At 59.2% G+C, this 18,517-nt stretch carries 15 protein-coding genes and 2 pseudogenes; 9 read left to right on the plus strand and 8 right to left on the minus strand.

The features are described 5' to 3' along the window. Positions 1-3: 3 nt before the first annotated feature. The 3 genes from OKW29_RS31740 to OKW29_RS31750 all read left to right on the plus strand — a co-directional run bounded on the left by OKW29_RS31740 (position 4) and on the right by OKW29_RS31750 (position 2,591). On the plus strand, positions 4-150 hold the full coding sequence (locus tag OKW29_RS31740; RefSeq protein WP_429293814.1) for a hypothetical protein: 147 nt from the start codon (positions 4-6) through the stop codon (positions 148-150). A 90-nt stretch (positions 151-240) separates the two neighbouring features. Further along, positions 241-888: an ATP-dependent Clp endopeptidase proteolytic subunit ClpP gene (clpP, locus tag OKW29_RS31745; RefSeq protein WP_429293815.1), complete on the plus strand. Its 648-nt coding sequence runs from the start codon at positions 241-243 to the stop codon at positions 886-888. 164 nt (positions 889-1,052) lie between these two features. Next, entirely contained in the window at positions 1,053-2,591 is a 1,539-nt protein-coding gene (locus OKW29_RS31750) for an NYN domain-containing protein (protein ID WP_429293816.1), read from the plus strand. A 121-nt stretch (positions 2,592-2,712) separates the two neighbouring features. On the opposite strand, the gene OKW29_RS31755 is transcribed toward OKW29_RS31750, so the two are convergent. Continuing rightward, positions 2,713-3,264, minus strand: coding sequence for a glycine zipper family protein (locus tag OKW29_RS31755; protein WP_429293817.1), 552 nt, complete (start codon positions 3,262-3,264; stop codon positions 2,713-2,715). Between the two features lie 159 nt (positions 3,265-3,423). Here OKW29_RS31755 and OKW29_RS31760 point away from each other — a divergent pair, with 159 nt between their 5' ends. Further along, on the plus strand, positions 3,424-3,642 hold the full coding sequence (locus OKW29_RS31760) for a hypothetical protein (protein WP_429293818.1): 219 nt from the start codon (positions 3,424-3,426) through the stop codon (positions 3,640-3,642). A gap of 880 nt (positions 3,643-4,522) precedes the next feature. On the opposite strand, the gene OKW29_RS31765 is transcribed toward OKW29_RS31760, so the two are convergent. Further along, positions 4,523-5,830 (minus strand): MFS transporter, encoded by a 1,308-nt coding sequence (locus OKW29_RS31765; RefSeq protein ID WP_429293819.1) that lies wholly within the window; start codon positions 5,828-5,830, stop codon positions 4,523-4,525. A 308-nt stretch (positions 5,831-6,138) separates the two neighbouring features. Then, a complete protein-coding gene (locus OKW29_RS31770; protein ID WP_429293820.1) occupies positions 6,139-6,882 on the minus strand; it encodes a GntR family transcriptional regulator in 744 nt (247 codons plus the stop codon). Between the two features lie 143 nt (positions 6,883-7,025). Here OKW29_RS31770 and OKW29_RS31775 point away from each other — a divergent pair, with 143 nt between their 5' ends. From OKW29_RS31775 to OKW29_RS31790, 4 genes are read left to right on the plus strand one after another with little or no spacing between them, the layout of a single operon-like run. Further along, the gene (locus tag OKW29_RS31775; RefSeq protein ID WP_429293821.1) at positions 7,026-8,330 is read left to right on the plus strand and encodes an MFS transporter; all 1,305 of its coding nucleotides are present in this window, start codon (positions 7,026-7,028) and stop codon (positions 8,328-8,330) included. Then, positions 8,327-9,214, plus strand: coding sequence for an amidohydrolase family protein (locus tag OKW29_RS31780; protein WP_429293822.1), 888 nt, complete (start codon positions 8,327-8,329; stop codon positions 9,212-9,214). Before OKW29_RS31775 ends, OKW29_RS31780 begins: the two co-directional genes overlap by 4 nt. A gap of 7 nt (positions 9,215-9,221) precedes the next feature. Next, a complete protein-coding gene (locus OKW29_RS31785) occupies positions 9,222-10,508 on the plus strand; it encodes an ATP citrate lyase citrate-binding domain-containing protein (protein ID WP_184072701.1) in 1,287 nt (428 codons plus the stop codon). Between the two features lie 27 nt (positions 10,509-10,535). Continuing rightward, a complete protein-coding gene (locus OKW29_RS31790) occupies positions 10,536-13,235 on the plus strand; it encodes a CoA-binding protein (RefSeq protein WP_429293823.1) in 2,700 nt (899 codons plus the stop codon). A gap of 444 nt (positions 13,236-13,679) precedes the next feature. On the opposite strand, the pseudogene OKW29_RS31795 reads toward OKW29_RS31790, so the two are convergent. Together OKW29_RS31795 and OKW29_RS31800 are read right to left on the minus strand one after the other, a co-directional pair. Next, positions 13,680-14,627 (minus strand): annotated as a pseudogene (locus tag OKW29_RS31795) (Tim44 domain-containing protein). A gap of 82 nt (positions 14,628-14,709) precedes the next feature. Then, positions 14,710-15,201, minus strand: a complete 492-nt coding sequence (locus OKW29_RS31800; protein WP_429293824.1) for a CBS domain-containing protein — start codon at positions 15,199-15,201, stop codon at positions 14,710-14,712. Between the two features lie 146 nt (positions 15,202-15,347). Between OKW29_RS31800 and nhaR the strand changes: the two genes are divergently transcribed. Beyond that, positions 15,348-16,244 carry a transcriptional activator NhaR gene (gene nhaR, locus OKW29_RS31805; protein ID WP_429293062.1) on the plus strand — a complete coding sequence of 299 codons (897 nt, stop codon included), beginning with the start codon at positions 15,348-15,350 and terminating at the stop codon, positions 16,242-16,244. Positions 16,245-16,924: 680 nt separating this feature from the next. Here the strand turns inward: nhaR and OKW29_RS31810 are convergent. The 3 genes and pseudogenes from OKW29_RS31810 to OKW29_RS31820 all read right to left on the minus strand — a co-directional run. Next, positions 16,925-17,262, minus strand: a pseudogene (locus OKW29_RS31810) (transposase); the annotation flags it as partial. Between the two features lie 17 nt (positions 17,263-17,279). Then, positions 17,280-17,597, minus strand: a complete 318-nt coding sequence (locus tag OKW29_RS31815; RefSeq protein WP_187620112.1) for a zf-TFIIB domain-containing protein — start codon at positions 17,595-17,597, stop codon at positions 17,280-17,282. Positions 17,598-17,685: 88 nt separating this feature from the next. After that, positions 17,686-18,516, minus strand: coding sequence for a TerC family protein (locus OKW29_RS31820; protein ID WP_429293825.1), 831 nt, complete (start codon positions 18,514-18,516; stop codon positions 17,686-17,688). Position 18,517: the final 1 nt, after the last annotated feature.

An 18,517-nucleotide genomic window follows, 5' to 3' on the forward strand; every position in this document is an offset into this window, starting at 1 on the left:
GTGGTGAAAAAGCGGCTGCATACCGGTGGCATGGCTCAGGCGCGCGTCATGCTCGGTATTCCTGAGCTTGACGCATGGGCAACCGGTGATGTGACAGCGCGGCGCAAAAAAATTCTCTGTCACAACGCCGGCGGCTGCTTCGTCAAATGAGCAACAACCGGCGCATGTCACGCGGCTTCTGATCCGTGGCGGCCTGCGCATCCCGGAATGCCCGCGCCATCCATCCTGAACGAGGAATCCATGCCTTCCAGTTACCCGTCTGTCTCCGGCCTCGGCCTTGTGCCCACGGTGATCGAACAGTCCGGCCGGGGCGAACGTGCCTATGACATCTACTCCCGCCTGCTGCGCGAGCGCATCGTCTTTCTTGTCGGGCCCGTGAACGAGCAGTCAGCCAGTCTGATCGTCGCGCAATTGCTGTTTCTCGAATCGGAGAACCCCGACAAGGATATTTCTTTTTACATCAACTCGCCCGGCGGCTCCGTGTATGACGGCCTCGCGATTTACGACACCATGCAGTTCATCAAGCCGGAGGTCTCGACCTTGTGCACGGGTTTTGCCGCGAGCATGGGCACCTTTCTGCTCACCGCGGGTCAACACGGCAAACGGTATGCGCTACCCAATGCGCGCATCATGATTCACCAGCCGTCGGGCGGCGGTCAGGGCACCGCGGCGGACATCGAAATCCAGGCCAAGGAGGTGCTGTATGTACGAGCGCGTCTCAATGCGATGATGGCCGAGCGGACCGGACGCAGCATCGAAGAAATCGCGCGCGACACCGACCGCGACAACTTCATGTCGGCGCTCGAAGCGAGGGAATACGGATTGATCGATGACGTGCTGGAAGCTCGCGCGACATGGAACAACGCAGGCCGTCGCGACACCCTGTAACGGAACTGACATCGAGCCGTCCGCTGGACCACCGGTTGGACCGCTGGCTGCAAATTCCCACCTACCGCTCGGTGCGAGCGCACCACAAAAGCTGCTCACCTTCGCTGGAATCGCTATCATGTCGCGATTCGTCGACTTCGACGACCGCTTCAATGGAGATACACATGGCGTCATCCAACGAAAACGTCAGCATGGCGCTGTTCTGCGACTTCGAGAATGTCGCGCTTGGCGTGCGCGACGCGAAGTACGACAAGTTCGACATCAAGCTGGTGCTCGAGCGCCTGCTGCTGAAGGGCAGCATCGTCGTCAAGAAAGCGTATTGCGACTGGGATCGTTACAAGAGCTTCAAAGGCGCGATGCACGAGGCCAATTTCGAGTTGATCGAAATTCCGCACGTGCGCCAATCGGGCAAGAATTCCGCCGACATCCGGCTCGTCGTCGATGCGCTCGATCTCTGTTATACGAAATCGCACGTCAATACGTTCGTCATCATTAGTGGTGATTCGGATTTCTCGCCGCTCGTGTCGAAGCTGCGCGAGAACGCCAAACAGGTCATCGGCGTCGGTGTGCAACAGTCCACCTCGGATCTGCTGATTGCGAATTGCGACGAGTTCTTCTTTTACGACGATCTCGTACGCGAAAGTCAGCGCGCAGTCGCGAGGCCCGAATCGTCGCGTCAGCAGCAGAACACCCAGCAGGCAGCCAAACGTCCGCCTGATGAAGAGAAGGCTCCGCCCAAGGAAGATCTGGAGAAGCGCCGCAGCAAGGCCGTTGAAATTGCGGTGCAGACATTCGACGCGCTCGCTTCCGAACGTGGCGACAGCGGCAAGATCTGGGCGTCCGTGCTGAAGAACGCGATCAAACGGCGCAAACCGGATTTCAACGAGACGTATTACGGGTTTCGCGCTTTCGGCAATCTGCTGGAAGAAGCGCAGGCGCGCGGGCTGCTCGAATTCGGCCGCGATGAAAAGTCAGGCGCGTACGTCTATCGAAGCACAGCCGTGAACGTTGCGAGTGAAGCGGCAAGTGAAACCATCGGCGAAACCGCGGCGGAGTCTGCCGAAACGGGGTCGGCTGAAGCGGTATCGGCCGAACAGGCGGCCCAACATTCGTATGAAGCGCAGGCGGCGCAAGCGGCCGCGTCCGAGTCGGGCGGCAAGCACAAGTCGCGGCGCAAGGAGCGCAACAACCGCAAGCTGGGGCGAGGTCAGCAGGAGGCCGGGCACGGCAAGCGCGGTCACCACGAAACGGCTGATGAAGAGCATGCGGCTACCGCTCCGGCTCTCACCGAACACGCGGAACCCGCCGAAGAGGTCGAGCGGCAGGAACCGCGTGAACACGCGCCGCTCCCACATGAGTTCGTCACTGAACCGATAACTGAAGAGTCCAAAGCTCGCGCTGTAACAGCGAAAGCGGATACAGCCGCTGAACAAGTCGTTTTCGGCCAAGGAACCGACCATTCCACCGACAGCGACCAATCGGCGCAGCGTCAAAGCGCCAAAAAGCGCGCATCGCGCAAAACGGCCGCGAAGAAAGTGAAGAAAAGCACGCCAGGCACGATCGAGGAAGTACCTGAGATCGCAGCGCCGGCCGCGCCCCCTCCGGAAGAAGGGTCTGAGGCCGCCAGGAAGGCAGCAGCCCGTAAAACGGCGTCCCGGAGCCGTCGCCCGCGCAAAGCGGCATCAACCGGCAGCGCGGAATAAGGAGCGGCACGGATTCGACGATCGTCGCTAAAAGCTACCGCCCAACCGTCCTTCGGACTTGAAATGCAGTACCGGCCGACAATGCAAGACAAGCAAGCCGGCCGGCCTCAGCTATCACCGCTCAGTAAGCCGGATAAGGCGCATACATGACGGGCGGAGACGGCGCGTAATAAGGACGGGGCGCGATGTACACCGGTTGCGTCGAATAGTAAGGCTGCGGTTGAACAATCGTCTCGCCCTTCGAGGTCATGCACTGGGCGTAGGCCGTGTCGTAGCGCGCCTGCATGCCGGTCGCCGAATACTGGGCGCCACTCGCGCCGTTCGCGCCCCCGATCAGCAGACCGCTGCCGGCGCCGATCGCCGCACCCGCGCCGGCGTTGCCCGCCGCGGCGCCGAACAGCGCGCCGATCGCCGCGCCGCCGAGCGTGCCGAGCGCCGCGCTGTTCACGCTGTTCGTGGTGGCCGCCTGCGCAGCGCCGGACGGATTCGTCGATTGATTTGCGTAGTCGCGGCACGCGTAGTCGTTCTGCTGGAACTGGCTGAGCGGCTCGCCGCTGCGCGGCATCGCGGCTATGCTCGGGCCGCTCGGTGGCGCCACTGCGCAACCGCCTAACGCGAGCGCGATGACGGCGGCGGGAATCGCCAGGCTGATCGCATTATTGCTGGGAATCATGGTGGTGCACTTCGGAGGATTGGAATTCAAACGTTAGGCTAATCGCGAAATTCCGTGGTTACGGCTCAGTTACAGAAAGTTTTTTGCCCGGCTGGCTGGCCTCGACCTTGCTGCGAGTCGCTGCGGCGATTGGTACGTTATATCAAGTAATGCTTGTAGATGAGCTGGCAATCAATTGACACAACGCCGGCCGCGCCGAACGTCGTACTCCAGCAACCGAGCACGACGACCTTCCCGAGCGCCGCGAACGCGCAGAACTTCCCGTACATGAACCATCCGCCGCCAGTGCCCGTCCTCGGCCAGTTCGGCGAAGTCGACGGGCGGGGACCGGGCTCATCGGCATCGGCAGATGTCCACGAATTCTGGCCCGACGATTAGCCGCAGGGCAATTTCACTTAGCGCCGCGCCCCGCCAAACCGCAGTTACCAACTGTGACAAACTTCTTTCAGAAGCGCGTAAGAAGCGCATCCGTCGGTGTAAGCAATACCAATCCCTCCCCTTCCAATCGCCTCCAGAAAGAAAAAGCCCTCGCGATGGAGGGCTTTCGTCTCTGGCTACCATCTTCAATCGCGACCGCAAGGATCACGACATCAGACGGCGAGCTGCAACCGGCAATTGTGCCGCGACAATAAAGTTTGGAACGTTCCGCAATAAAGTTTGGAAAGCAAAAGTCTCATGTTGTCGCAGACGGGCGGCAAATCGTCGGACTACTATACAAAATTTCGTATCGGAATCGCTCCATTCATACCCAGTTGCATACGACCCCCGCCTTATTAGGGCGTTGAGACTGCGTTGAAATCGTCATGAAAGGACATTTCTTGACTTTATTGTTCGTCGACGCCGGCAGCAGTGGTTGGGTAACCGCGCTCATCTCGAGCGCAAAAAAGCGTTGGCGCGATCAAAAGGTTTTCGATCTATCGTTCGCCGCTCTAGCACCCTTGAACTGCGAACCTTGTCAAGTTCTGTGCCTCATCGTCGCTAGTCGACCCCGAAGAGACATTCAGCTAGCTCGTAAGCGGTCGTTCACCTCGTACAAACGATGGGGTTACAGGCGTACAACCCGTCATATATCGGAAGAAGCACAAAGGGCGACGAGCGCTCGATTTGAGCCTTGCTACGGAACTGCCTCCATCCAGCCCGGATGGCTTTAACCGTTCGCGATGTTAAACCGCACTCAGCCTGCAACCAGTCGAAAAGTGCGGCTCGAATAAGTGCACGTTGCATCTGTGCAACGAGCCCAGGCGTGTCAACGCTCTCATCAAAGCGGAACCGTTGACGATGCAAGCGCCGCCTTGCGATGTCCACCGACTGTCCACGCAATCGCGGTCCCGATTGCGAGAGCTAACAGGCATGCAGTCGGAACAAGCATTGGTGCGACATGACTATTACTAACTTTGCCGACGTACGGCATCAGGTTCTGTGCGAAGAACCCTCCGAGATTGCCGATGCAGTTGATGGCGGCGACACTTGCCGCGGCTCGAGCGCCGGAAAAGAAGCGCGGGGGAAGCGACCAGAAACAAGGGTACAGCAGAGGAATACAGGCGCCACCCACACACAGGGCGATGAAGCGCAACGAGACCGTCGGCAATACGAGGCTGGAGGCAAAACATACAACGCCGATGCCTGCGACCACGACCATTGCTTTTAACACCACCTGTTCACGTTTGAGCTTCCCGGGAAGCCAAAGCAGAAGAAGTGTCGCGAGTGCCCACGGAATCATGTTGAGCAGGCCGTTGACGCTCGACGAAACGCCCCAGCTCTTGACCAGCGTAGGCAACCAGTACGTAACACCGTACAGCGACGTCGACATCAGCATGTAGGTCGCTGCAAACATAAGAACCTTTGGGTCAAGCAATGCGGCCCATGGCCGTGACTCTTTTGCCTCGGGGGACGCTTCGCGCTCGAGCGCTGCAACCACAATGTCCCTTTCGTCCCGCGAGAGGAAGTTCGCTTCCTTTACAGAGCTTGGCAGAAACTTAAGAGCAACGACAGCAATCAGTATTGCTGGAATGCCGGTCGCGAGGAATACCCATTGCCAACCCGCCAGTCCCAACGTCCCACCTAAGGAAAGGAGCAGCCCTCCGACCAGCGCGCCAAGCATGTTTGCCAGCGAACTGCCGAGGGTAAAAAGGCCAAGCACACGTGTCCGGTAGCTTTGAGGAAACCACTGCGTCAGGTAGTAAATGACGCCTGGATAAAAGCCGGCTTCAGCAACGCCCAGCGCAAACCGAAACGAGTAAAAAGCTGGCAGGGACCTGGTGAACGCCATTAGCACTGTAACGACGCCCCACGTAATCATGATGCGAGCGAGCCACGTCCGGGCTCCAAACCGATGTAGCGCCAGTGTGCTGGGCACCTCGAACAGCAGGTAGCCAATGAAAAACAGCGATGCTCCAAGGCCATACGCGGCTTCCGTCATGCCGAGTGCCTGAACCATTTCCAGTTTCGCGAAGCCGACGTTCTGCCGGTCGATGAATGCGATGAGAAACATGACAATCAGCAGCGGCATCAGCCGCCATGCCATTTTCTTCATTACCTGCCGCTCACGTGTTACGGACGTAGACATGTTCGCTCCAAGTTCCATGCCCGCTGCCGCTCGACTGGCGTTTCAAAAACGGTCAGTCAGACGAAAACAAGCAGATTGATATAGTCATGTATATGTTTGTATGTTTGAGGTCGGGCTGCAATGAGGTATAACCCGGACGAACGCATGCAAGCGAGCTGCAGCCGCAGCTGGCGACCAGTGATGTATTCGGCGAACGAGGTGTAGAGCCTGAAAGTCGCGGGAAAAATGCGACTTGCCGGGTGACAGAGAGTCAGTTCGCGGTTGTCGGTCCCCATGACGCCACCGAACGCGGCGAGGGAGTCGCGTTGTCAGCGAATATCGACCTGATACTGGAACGCTGCAGCAGCACCACGCGTGGTGCGCCATTCAATAGGCGTCCCGGCGAAATCGGATGCCACACGGTGAACAAGGATTACCGGGCTGCCAACGTCGATATGCAAGAGCGCTGCATCAGCGTCCGTCGCCTGTTCGACGTTCAGAATCTCGGTTGCGGATGCGACGATTTGGCGGCAAAGCCGCTCGTAGAGCGGATAAAGCAAATCTTCGAAGCCACCAAGGGGCAGAGTCGCCAGCGCTTCGAAACGGCTTCGTGGTAGCCATATTTCTTCCGACAAAACCGGTTGTCCCTCAATCAGTCGTACCCGCGAGAGATGAACAGCCTTCTCCGTCGCCTTCATCCGCAAGGTTGAGCGAATCGTCTCGCCTGGCTTGACGACCTCGCGGCTGAGCACCTTCGCCGTCGGTCGGACCGGCTTCCCGTCAGCTGACTTGAATCGGAAGAAGCGGAACAACGACGAATCAAAGCGCGGGCGGCGGACAAACGTCCCTTTTCCCTGGGTGCGGGTGAGTACCCCGTCAGCCACCAACAAATCAATGGCTTTCCGAAGGGTTCCGGTCGACACGTTGTAGAACTGGCTAAGTTCCGCCTCTGTGTCGATTGCCTTTTCTGGCGCCCATTCGCCCTCCGCGATGCGGCGCACCAAGTCATCGCGTAGCTGCTGGTATCGGGGCAATCGACCGTCTGGCTTGGCCGAGAACGATTGCATATCCATGATTCATATAGTTGTTCACAGGAATAGTCACTGTACAACATCTGCAGGAACAAGGGTAAATCCCCAATGACTTCTTCGTCGAGGCGCCTAAACTAAACATATAGTCATATATATGAATATATGAATTTACCTTGGAGACGGCGATGTTCACCTGGTACAAGCAAGGTACACCTCTCGAACGAAACACCTTCTGGGGATGTTTCGCGGGTTGGGGCCTCGATGCCCTCGATGTGCAGATGTTTACCCTGGCAATCCCCGCAATCATCGCAGCGTACGGCATCGACCACACGCAGGCGGGCGCAATCAGCGGCGTGACACTGGTGTCATCGGCGATGGGCGGCTGGTTGGCGGGCGCCTTGTCCGACAGGATTGGTCGGGTGCGGACGCTGCAGATTACGATTCTGTGGTTTGCCAGCTTCACGTTCCTCTGCGCCTTCGCCCAGAGTTTTCCTCAACTACTGGTCCTGAAGGCCCTGCAAGGGTTCGGGTTCGGCGGAGAGTGGGCTGCAGGCGCCGTGTTGATGGCTGAGACCATCCGGACGGAACACCGCGGCAAGGCCATGGGCGCGGTACAGAGCGCCTGGGCTGTCGGCTGGGCCGGCGCGGTGCTGTTGTATGCCGCAGCTTTTTCGTGGTTGCCGTCAGACACGGCGTGGCGTGTCATGTTCGGTGTTGGCCTGCTGCCCGCGCTTCTCGTCCTTTACGTCCGCCGCAATCTCCGCGAACCTGTGCGCGTTGAGCCGTCTCGCGCTAAACCAGCTGTTTCTGTGTGGGGGCAAATCGCGCAGGTATTCCAGCCGCGCGTCATCAAGACCACCGTTATCGGGGCGATTCTGGGCACAGGCGCACACGGCGGGTACTACGCCATCATGACCTGGCTGCCGACCTTCCTCTCCAAGGAAAGACATCTGTCGGTCCTCAACACCGGTGGGTATCTTGCGGTTGTTATCGTGGCTTTCTGGTGCGGCTGTATGGCGAGCGCTTACCTGCTCGACCGTATCGGACGGCGTCGCAACATCGCATTTTTTGCATTTTCTTGCATCGTCACTGTGCTCGCCTACGTGATGCTTCCATTGAGCAACACGCAGATGCTTGTTCTGGGCTTCCCGCTAGGCTTTTTCGCCGCCGGCATCCCGGCCAGCCTGGGCGCACTTTTCAACGAACTCTATCCTGCGGACATGCGCGGGACAGGCGTCGGCTTTTGCTACAACTTCGGTCGCATCGCCTCGGCGGGTTTCCCGGTGCTGGTCGGGTACATGAGCCATTCGATGTCGCTGGGAGCAGCGATTGGTATCGATGCCGCAATTGCGTACGGGCTGGCGATGGTTGCCGTGTTGCTGCTTCCCGAAACGCGCGGCAAGCGGTTGCGGCCGTCCGGCGTCGAGCAGGCTTCGCAACTGGTCGCCGACGCCGAATTAGCGCTTGACCATCCCCGGAGCCAGCGATGACCCAGGCACCATCCATCGCGCGGCCACGGCTGCCACGCGTTGACACGCACGCGCACGTGTTTGCCAGGACGCTGCCGCTCGCGGACGGACGGCGCTACGCACCCGACTATGACGCAACGCTGGACGCCTACCTGAAGCTTCTGGACGAGAACGATATTGGCAATGCCGTCCTTGTCCAGCCCAGCTTTCTCGGCACCGATAACAGCCATCTTTTAAAGGCGCTGACCAGCGACATTAGCCGGCTGCGAGGTGTAGCAGTCGTGTCCCCCGAAATTTCAGAAGACGACCTGCAGCGGCTGAACTGCCAGGGTGTGACGGGCGTGCGTCTGAACCTTGTCGGGCAGACGCTCCCCAAGCTGGGCTCGGCGCCATATGTAACGTTTTGGCGGCAGTTATCAAAACTAGGCTGGCATGTTGAGTTGCACAGGGAGGCCTCGGACCTGGCGCCGCTCGTCAACACTTTGCTGGATGAGGGCTTGCCAGTCGTCGTTGACCATTTTGGCCGCCCTGACCCGGACAGCGGCACACGCGACCCGGGGTTTCACGACCTGTTGGAGTTTGGCCCATCCGGCCGCGTGTGGGTCAAGATTTCGGGCGCCTATCGGTGCTCGGAGCCGGACTCGAGTTTCATGCGCGATGCCACGGACCAACTCATGGACGCATTTGGCGCCGAACGTCTGATGTGGGGCAGCGACTGGCCGCACACGCAGTTTGAACACGCGACGGACTACAGGCAGACGCTTGGCGCGTTTCTGGACTTACATCTTGCGCCTCCGCTTGTGGAGGCAATCCTGTGCTCAACACCGCACTCGTTTTACGGGTTCGACAAAGACCCCATGAGGGATATTGTCCCGACGACACCGAGTTCCCAACTCACTTCCTGAGGTCATCATGCAAGTCACCGGTATGTTGCACGGCGCCAGATTGCTGCAGTTCGTGGGTTTTCCGACACCCGAAATTCTGGGCCCGGACGCCAGCGAAGAGCAGATTCGAGCGATGCTGAAAAAACACGGGATGATTTTCATCAAGCCGGTTTTCAAGGGCGGCGTTGGCAAAAAGGGCAAGGCCGGTCTGATTGGCCGCGCGACTGACCTGACGACCGCCTTGAAGGAGAAGGAGCGCCTTTACTTCGTCGAGCATCACGTCGCCAACACCGTTTCAAAAGCCAACGGCGTGACGTTTGAGGCGGGTGTGCCGGCCGAGTACGAGGTCTATTTCTCGATTACCGACTCGACACACTTCCGCGCACCGACGATGACGCTCACACATCACGGTGGCGTCGACATCGAGGAATTGGACAAGTCGCAAGTTGTGCAGATTCCGTTTGACCCGCTCACCGGGCTCAAGGCGTTCGTCGTGGCGAACGCGCTTTCGACGCTGGGCGCACCCAAACAGATTATCTCGCCGCTTGTGCAGCACCTCCCCAAGTTGTGGGAGCTCTACCACGGGTTCGGAATGACGACCCTCGAACTCAATCCAATCCGGATGCGTGAGGATAGCAAGGGACGGCTGACACCCGTCGCCTGTGACTTCAAATGCGGCTTCGACCGTGATGACCCGCGCTGGCAGCGCCTTGACCTGCCCGCGCATCTCTTCGCAGTCGACTATTCAGACTTCGAACAGGAAATCAACCAGCTTCGCACATATCAAGGGCAGAGCGACGTCTACGTCATTAACGCGAAAGGCAGCATTCTCGCTCCGACGTTCGGTGGCGGCGCGAACTCCCTTGTCACGCAAATGCTCGGAGACGACGCCATCATCTCGTCAGACTTCGGCGGCAACCCACCCTACGAAAAGATGAAGGAAGTCGCCCGCATCTGCTTCAAGCACTGGATTGAGCAGAGCAATGTGCTGTTCATCATTGGTGGAAAGTCGAACAACACGGATATTTTCGAAACATTTCGCGCAATGGCCGACGCGTTACGCGAGCACTTCAGTCAGCACGGCCCGACGCCGCTCTATGTGGTGGTCGGCCGTGGCGGTCCGAATCTGGTTCGCGGAATGGGAGCATTGCGCGACACGCTCGATTCGCTGGGATTGCCGTACACCTTCTTCGGGTTTGACTCGGACATGAGCGAGGTCGTCCTGCATGCGAAGCAGGTTGACCAATGGATGAAAGCAGGCGGCCGTGAGCAGATTGCCGCGAAGCTGGGAATTGCGGTCAAACAGGCTGCCTGATCATCTCATCGACTGAGGAGAATCATTATGTACAAGCAGGGCATTGGCGATTTTAAATACTTCGTAGGAATTAGTTCGTTATCCCAAGTTGCAACAAAGGACGACCGCGTTTGCGTGCTCAACATTCTGGGCGGCGAGTCGAGCGATGTCACGCCCGTCGGTCATGCCTATTCCGGTGGCAATGTGGTGTTTGGCACGGCTCCGGGAAAGCGCGGCCAGGTACTGGAAACGGCACTTGGAAGCGTGCCGGTCTACAACAACGTTCTCGAAGGACTGAACGATGGCCACAGGTTCAACTGCGGCGTCATCTACCTCCCTCCTTCCGCTGCACGAGATGGCGTGGCCGAGCTTATCCGCGTCAACCCGGAACTGAAGAAGATTTTCATCGTCACCGAAAAGCTGGCCGTCAGTGACTCCCGCGAAATCCGCGCGATGGGTCAGTCCAACGGCATCGACATTTTTGGCGGCAACAGCCTCGGCGTAGCTGACACCTGGAACCAGGTGCGTATCGGCGGAGCGCTGGGCGGCGACAATCCTGAAGAGGCATTGCGACGCGGCTCAATTGCATTGTTCTCGAACTCGGGCAACTTCACAACGACCATTGCAACCTACCTGCGGATGGCCGGATGGGGTACGACAACAGCCATTTCAAGTGGCAAAGACGTCTACATTCAATTCGCGGCGCCCGAGTTCGCTGCGGCGCTGGCAAACGACGCGCGAAGCAAGGCCGCCGTTCTTTATGTTGAACCGGGCGGCTACTACGAGCTCGACGCCAACTTTACGAAGCCGGTGGTTGCGTGCGTCGTGGGTCGCTGGAAGTCAAAGCTGACCCGTGCTGTCGGACACGCGGGTGCTATGTCCGGAGGCGCGGACGACGCCGCATCGAAAGAACAATGGTTTCTCGATAAATTCGGGGTGTCAAGTGTGTTCACACCGGACAATCCGGCCGTGTCGGCAAAGGGTGCGCTTGTCACGAACATCGCGCACATACCCGCAGCACTCACGGCTGTGATGCGTGAAAACGCCTGCAGGCCAGATTTCGAGCCGGAAGGTAACCTCGCATTAAAACCGTGGTTTAGCAGTCACCGCGGATTGAGCCTGCCGCAGGCGCTCGATTTGCCTGTCGTGCAGGCCACGGCCCCATACGATGCCCAGATTGCCGCGCTCGACAAACAGGTTGGAGCTGTACCACCGCGACAGTCGATGAAGGATGCTTCTGGCGCGTCGCAGATGGACCCGAAGTCGCAGGTGACCAGTCTGTACGGCGTTTCGATGCTTGATGCGGCGCAGTACCCCCTTGAGACAAACGTAAGCCTCGCGCTGCTCCACGAACCCGGCGGGATGAACGACCGCGCGCTAATCAACGTCGCTGTGAGTGCGTTCCTGAACCTGTATGGACATCCTGCACTCGCGGCGGCGCAGGCTGCACGGGATGCCGGTAATGCACCGAACACTGTTCTTGCCGCCGCTGCGAGCATTATCGGGCCGCGCGGGCAAGTCGGGCCCCGCCAGGCGGTCCGCGCTCTAATCGACGCGTTCGCTGCGGTGAGGCTCGAGAACGCGACGGACGAAAATTTCGACTTTTCTCGCGCCCAAGTCAGCGACTTAAGCCTGTTCGTCGGCAGCGAACCTGATTTGCGGGCTCGCGCAATCCTGGACGGACTCAACGCCCGCGACGTCAAGTCGACGTTCGTGCGATATATCGAAAGCCTGCCTGGCGAACCGACTACTGACGCCGTACTGGCGGCCATTTGCGCGACGCTCGCATGGGGACCGCTAATGCGCAAACGCATTTCGCGCCTTTCGGCCGAGAGCCTTCCCTGGTGGATACAGCTGTTCGGTTCTTTAATCGGAGCGTCGGTGCCGTCGGATCAGCACTGCCCGGACAGCTTCTGCGGCGTCGAAACGAAAGCAATCCTGGAGCAGCGGTCGCTTGGTGAAACCGCCTTCAGCGCGTTGTTTGGATTGTCGCCAGGCACGAGCGACTTGTTTTCCTTCCAATTGCTGGTCGGTCTGCTGCTGTCAAATGGACCCGGAACGATTTCCGCGCAGGGTGCAAAAGGTGCGGTCTCTGCTGACGGTCCCGAAGACCCCGAACGCGTCCAGCTCAACAAGGCGTTAATCGGCTTCCTGACGCACAGCGGTTATACACACGGCGGAAATGGATTCGAGGGAATTGCATTTTTGCTCGACCAGTTCAGGGATAGTGGGCTGACTGACCCGGGCGACCCGGCTCACGGGCTCGATCTGAAAGCACTGGCGATGATGTACGTGGAAAGTTATGCCAAATACAAATCGAGCAAAAAAACGAGCGGCAGCCTCGACATTCAGAAGATTCCCGGCGTGAATCATCCGGTGTTTAAGGACAAGCCGGTCAACCACGATCCACGTGAAGTGTTCGTTCGGCAGTTGTTCGCCGAGCGCGGCGAATATAACATCTTCCACGACTTCTATCGGACGTTGGTGCAAAGTCTGTTCGACGCCGGGGTTTCGCGAAACGTCTACTGCGTCAACGTCGACGCGGTGATTGCCGCGTTGCTGCTCAAGATGCTCTGGCAGCCATATCGTGACGGAACCTATTCCCGCAACGCCTTGGAGACGGCCGCCTTCACTATATTTCTATACCCCCGCATGCTCGGTTGCGCGGCTGAAATCGACGACCATATGAACCGCGGAAGGAACATGGATACGCGGACACCCGCGTCGGAGTGCCGTTTCGTCGCGTAGGGGGATGACCCGGCAGCGCTAGACGTCCTTCTACGCTGCCGGGCTTACGCTCACATCTGTCTGATGTCCCTAAGTTGCGGCGGTCAAAACCGGTTCACTGCCTCTGATGTGTGCTGTACCCGGACCAAGGACATGCGCAAATCCGAACGTGAGGTTTAACGCGAACAGTCAGCAATTTCATCATTGACGTCTTCTGCCTGGCGGAAAGGAAGCTGCGTCAAGACCATCGTCTCGGCTCGTCGATTGTTGACGATCCAGGTCTTGTTAGCGAATGACCGAATGTGGCCGACTATCGCCTGATGCGCCCAGCGTTTGCCACTCCCAAGTGGCGCTCGACTTTCTCACGCACGGTCGCTGGCGAAAGGTTGGTCTCAGGTAGTTCCGCGGCGCGCACCACCCTCACGAGTAACCGGCAGCAGACCGCTGCCGGTTTCAACTACGCTCTCATCCGTCAATTTGCTGAATGCCGGCCAGTCGCCACGCCTGGTTGCCACGTGCGTCGCTGACCATGTTCCAGACTTCCCGGAACGGCTGGGCAGTCGGCGCATCGTCTTCCCGCATTTGACCGTAAAAGCGAACGCTAACCAGCGTTTCATCCGCATTGCGTTCTGTGCCAAGCACTTCCGCGTCAAGTTGCGTGACTTCCGTACGACTCACCTGGCGACCCCGAGCTTCGAGGTCCCGCTTGATTTGCGCGAACATCTCCGGCGTCGTCAATTCGAACAGGTCACCCTGCTCGTTCCGGTCCCATGCGCCTTGAAGGCGCATGAACAAGGTCTTTGCCGATACAAGAAACGCCGCCTGATCCTGCTCGAGTGGTAGTCCCGTTGTCCTCTCCGTGTCCGCTGCTCCCGTCGAACCCATCGCCGCGTTCGGCCAGCCCCGCGCTTGCGGGAACTGATTCAGAAACCGTGAGCCGTTCGTTTGCTGGCGGTTCACGGGACCGTGTCCATAGGCAAGATCCGGACGACGCCGGTTGGCGATAAAGCGGAATAGCATCACGCCGGCGAAAATCACCGCCCCGATCAGCAACGCATTCGACAGCATCTGCGCCAGCCCTTCGCCCAGGCCAAACGACGACAGTAATGCTGCAATCCCAAGGCCCGCAGCGAGACCAGCCAGCGGGCCCATTCAGCGGTTACCCGCTGCCGCAGCAGGCGCCTGCGCGGCCTGTTGTGCCGGCTGTGCCTGTTGGCTTTGCTGCGCTTGTCCAGGCGGCGACGCCGTCTGCGACTGCCGCCCGATGCTTTGACTCCCGCCTACGCGCTTCGCCTCGGCGTCGTTCGACGCCACGGCGCCCAGCGCCAGCAGCCCCGCCAGACCGAGCGCGGCCGTCCCGCGCGTGACTGCACCGGCAGCACGTCGTAATTTGTTGATGATTTGCGTGTACATAAAAACCTCTTTCGATGAGTCGCGAAACTGCCCGCAACGCGCTCCATTTGCGCGCGCAAATACATTACGAACAGTAATATTTTTAGCTGTGCAAGCTCGCCGCCGGTCGTGCCTTCGATCCATCAAAAGCGGCGTGAAAACCGTTGCCGTGGATGTAGTGCTCCAGTTGCCGGATGGTGTGTTCCTGCTCGGAAATCAGGTTCTTGATCAGGTCGCCGATCGACACCATTCCTGTCACCTGCCCTGCGCTGATCACAGGCAGATGGCGAATCCGATGTTCTGTCATGATCGCCATGCACTCGTCCGTCGTCTGCTCCGGGCTGACATAACGCACCGCCGTCGCCATGATGTCGCGCACAGGCGTATTCGTTGACGAGCGTTCCATCAGAACGATCTTCCGGGCGTAATCGCGCTCCGTCACGATGCCGGCTATGCGCCCGTCGTGCGTGGCGATGAGCGCTCCAACCTCCCTGTGAGCCATGATCGATATCGCGTTGCGAACCGAAGCGGATGCCTCGATCGACCACACTGTCCGGGAAGCTTTCGCACGCAGCAATTCTGCAACCGATGCCATATGTCACCTCTGTCAGCTTCATGAAACGCCCGCCGACGCTTCGGGGCGAGGTTTCAATCTAACTGAACCCATGCCAACATAAAATTCGTATTTTTATTGTTGATACTTCGAGAAAAACATATCTTTCCGTAATCGGTGGAGGGTTCGTGAATTTCAAGCATCTCTATTACTTTTGGGTCGCGGCTCGCGCGGGCGGCATCGTGCGCGCGGGCGAACAGTTGCACATCACGCCGCAAACGCTCAGTGGCCAGATCAAGCTTCTCGAAGAGGCGCTGGATAAGAAGCTGTTCAGGAAAACCGGCCGCACGCTCGAACTGACCGATGCGGGGCGCCTCGCGCTCGATTACGCCGACGAGATATTTTCGTTAGGTTCGGAACTCGAAAGCGCTGTGCGGCGCGAAAGCGAATCCGGTGCGCAAACGCGGTTTCGCGTCGGGATCGCGGATTCGGTCCCCAAGGCGATTGCGTACCGGCTGCTGGAACCCGCGCTAAGCGCGTCGGCGTCGCTGCGCATGATCTGTCACGAAGGCAAACTGCACGCGCTGCTCGCGCAACTGGCCGTGCACCGCCTCGATCTGATCATCGCGGACGCCCCCATTCCCGTCGACGTCAACATCAAGGCGTTCAATCACCGCCTCGGACGTTCGACGCTAAGCTGCTTCGGAACCCAGGCGCTGATTCAAAGCAGCAAAAAACGCTTCCCGATGTCGCTCGACAAGCTGCCTGTGCTACTGCCCGGCACGGAATCCGCCGTGCGGCGTAAGCTCGATCACTGGCTCGCCTCGCACGCCATTTCGCCGCGCATCGTCGGCGAGTTCGACGACGGAGCGATGACCATGGCATTCGGCCGCGAAGGCCGCGGCCTGCTGTTCGCGCCAACCGTGCTCGAAAGCCAGTTGCAGACAGAGCACAACCTGACGATAGTCGGGCAGATCAATTCGATCGTCGAGGAATTTTTTGCAATCTCTATCGAGCGCCACATCAGCCACCCGGCTGTCGCGATGATCATGGACGCGGCGCGTAGCGAACTGTTCAACGTTTAGGCGGGGCCGTTTCTGTGTAGCATGACCTCGCGATGCCGGCAACACCCTGGTTTGAGCGCGCTTGCGGCCCCTTACGTAGCGGGAACGCGGCGATCACCTCGAAGATCTCGATGCGAACGCACGCGTGTTCAATTCGATGATGACAATAGCTACTATCGCTATTCCATTAGAGCGATGAACAGATCGCTAATGTCCGCGAGAAGCTCGCATGCGTTTTATATCGAGTCGACGTCCATACGCGATCTATCCAAAGTTTGCGGCCGACGGCTCGCCTGATCAAACGGCCGGGCAGATGAAGGCTATGGCCGTTTCCGATGTGAAGGGTACGCCTCTCGCGATTGATACCCCGCATCTTGCGATGCTTCGTTACGTTGTCAGAGTCGCTCTTTATTCAGACTCCTGGACGCGCCCGGTGACACGGGCGGTTCCCTCATGTTGAAGCGGGAACAGCTCCTGCAAGCAACTTCGTGTCGCAGTCACCACCTTCTATCCGCTGGCGGCTAGCCAGCCTCATCTGTTGCGCGTTGCGCCGGAATTTCTTTTCGGGAGCGCGCCCATCTCAAGAATCGGTTACGTGAGTAACCCGGGCACCCCACGGGCATGTTCACTTCAAACCGCCCATACATCGTGTCCCGCGCTTTCCATGGTGATGTTGTCGGAACGCCTTTGCGGATCACTGACTTAAGCTGCGCCCCCTCGGGTATCACCCCGTCCTTCAGATAGCGCCACAACGCAATTGCGAGACGCCGCGCCAACGCGACGATGGCGATATGTCGGGCGCGGCGATTCAGTGGGAGCCCTGCGTTCGCTGGAAGAACCACCGTGTCAGCACACTGTCGGGCTGGTACCGCAGCCAGGACCACGCCATCTCGATGAGCAGGGCACGCACCCGTCGATTGCCCTGCTTGCTGATGCCCTGATCTGTGCGGCTCCCGCCACTGTCGTATGGCTGTGGTACGAGGCCAACGCACGCACCGACTTCACGCCGGTTGTGGAATGCCCGCCAGAACAGTTCGAGCGCAGGATGCAAGCAGGTCAGTCAAAGTCGAACATATCGAACAGTGACTTCTTCTTGCGGCGCGGATCGTAGTGCTTGCGCTGATCGCCGTGGTAAGAATCGTTGCGCCGTCCCCGCTGCTGATCATGGTGGCCGTCGCGGTCGCCGTAGCGCGCGTCGCGCTCGACCTGATTGCTTCTGTTGTCCGGTTCGGGCGTGTCCTGCATCTGGGTCAGCAGCTTGTCCAGCTCGCCGCGATCGAGCCATACGCCACGGCATGTCGGGCAATAGTCGATCTCGATGTTCTGACGCTCGGTCATCAGCAGATCGGGGGTCTTGCAAACGGGGCACTTCATTGCGTTGCTCCTTTCGTAACGTTCAACCTTTGTGCTGCCGGTCGGGGCGGCGTTCAACCGCCCCGATACTTCTGTCAGTCCGCTTCGTTCAGTTCGAGAAAGCCGAACCGCTGGTCTGCGTCTTTTCAGACCTTGCTTCGGAGCCGGCTTCACACTCCGCTTCCAAAACTGCCGCCTCGTGCTCGCGCTTGTCCTTTCTGCGCCGCGCCATCATGTTCATGCCTTCGACGAAGCCTGCGAACGCCATGGCCGTGTAGATGTAGCCCTTCGGCACGTGCGAACCAAAACCTTCGGCAATCAGCGTCATCGCGATCACCAGCAGGAAGCTCAGCGCAAGCGTGACGATGGTCGGATTGCGCTCGATGAACTTCGACAGCGGGCGAGCCGCGAACAACATCGCCGTGACAGCAGCGATCACTGCAATGAACATGATGGGCAGGTGATCCGTCATGCCGACCGCGGTGATGATGCTGTCGACGGAAAACACGAGGTCGAGCAGCAGGATCTGGCCGATGGCAGCCGTCACCGTCAGGCCGCCGACGCCCATCGCAGGATTCGTGTGCGCCTCGGTGTCACGGCTCACGTGATGGTGCATTTCACGCGTGGCCTTCCACACAAGGAACAGACCGCCCGCGAGCAGGATCAGGTCGCGCCACGAAAACGCGTGATCGAACACGGAAAACACAGGCTCGGTGAGACGCGCGATCCACGCGACGGTGCCCAGCAGGCCGAGCCGCATCAGCAGCGCCAGCATGATGCCGATACGCTGCGTGCGCGCGCGTTGCGCTTCGGGGAGCTTGTTGCTCAGAATCGAAATGAAGATCAGGTTGTCGATGCCAAGCACGATCTCCATCACGACGAGCGTCACGAGTGCAGCCCATGCAGCGGGATCGGCGGCCAGGGTCAGTAAGGATTCCATT

Origin of the sequence: Paraburkholderia sp. CI3, from assembly GCF_050436505.1 — a bacterium.
In the GTDB taxonomy this organism is placed as follows: Bacteria; Pseudomonadota; Gammaproteobacteria; order Burkholderiales; family Burkholderiaceae; genus Paraburkholderia; species Paraburkholderia tuberum.

Excerpts from the sequence above, each read along its gene's own strand:
- clpP (WP_429293815.1), top strand. The coding sequence starts at position 241 with ATGCCTTCCAGTTACCCGTCTGTCTCCGGCCTCGGCCTTGTGCCCACG.
- OKW29_RS31750 (WP_429293816.1), top strand. The coding sequence starts at position 1,053 with ATGGCGTCATCCAACGAAAACGTCAGCATGGCGCTGTTCTGCGACTTC.
- OKW29_RS31755 (WP_429293817.1), bottom strand. The coding sequence starts at position 3,264 with ATGATTCCCAGCAATAATGCGATCAGCCTGGCGATTCCCGCCGCCGTC.
- OKW29_RS31760 (WP_429293818.1), top strand. The coding sequence starts at position 3,424 with ATGAGCTGGCAATCAATTGACACAACGCCGGCCGCGCCGAACGTCGTA.
- OKW29_RS31765 (WP_429293819.1), bottom strand. The coding sequence starts at position 5,830 with ATGTCTACGTCCGTAACACGTGAGCGGCAGGTAATGAAGAAAATGGCA.
- OKW29_RS31770 (WP_429293820.1), bottom strand. The coding sequence starts at position 6,882 with ATGGATATGCAATCGTTCTCGGCCAAGCCAGACGGTCGATTGCCCCGA.
- OKW29_RS31775 (WP_429293821.1), top strand. The coding sequence starts at position 7,026 with ATGTTCACCTGGTACAAGCAAGGTACACCTCTCGAACGAAACACCTTC.
- OKW29_RS31780 (WP_429293822.1), top strand. The coding sequence starts at position 8,327 with ATGACCCAGGCACCATCCATCGCGCGGCCACGGCTGCCACGCGTTGAC.
- OKW29_RS31785 (WP_184072701.1), top strand. The coding sequence starts at position 9,222 with ATGCAAGTCACCGGTATGTTGCACGGCGCCAGATTGCTGCAGTTCGTG.
- OKW29_RS31790 (WP_429293823.1), top strand. The coding sequence starts at position 10,536 with ATGTACAAGCAGGGCATTGGCGATTTTAAATACTTCGTAGGAATTAGT.
- OKW29_RS31800 (WP_429293824.1), bottom strand. The coding sequence starts at position 15,201 with ATGGCATCGGTTGCAGAATTGCTGCGTGCGAAAGCTTCCCGGACAGTG.
- OKW29_RS31815 (WP_187620112.1), bottom strand. The coding sequence starts at position 17,597 with ATGAAGTGCCCCGTTTGCAAGACCCCCGATCTGCTGATGACCGAGCGT.
- OKW29_RS31820 (WP_429293825.1), bottom strand. The coding sequence starts at position 18,516 with ATGGAATCCTTACTGACCCTGGCCGCCGATCCCGCTGCATGGGCTGCA.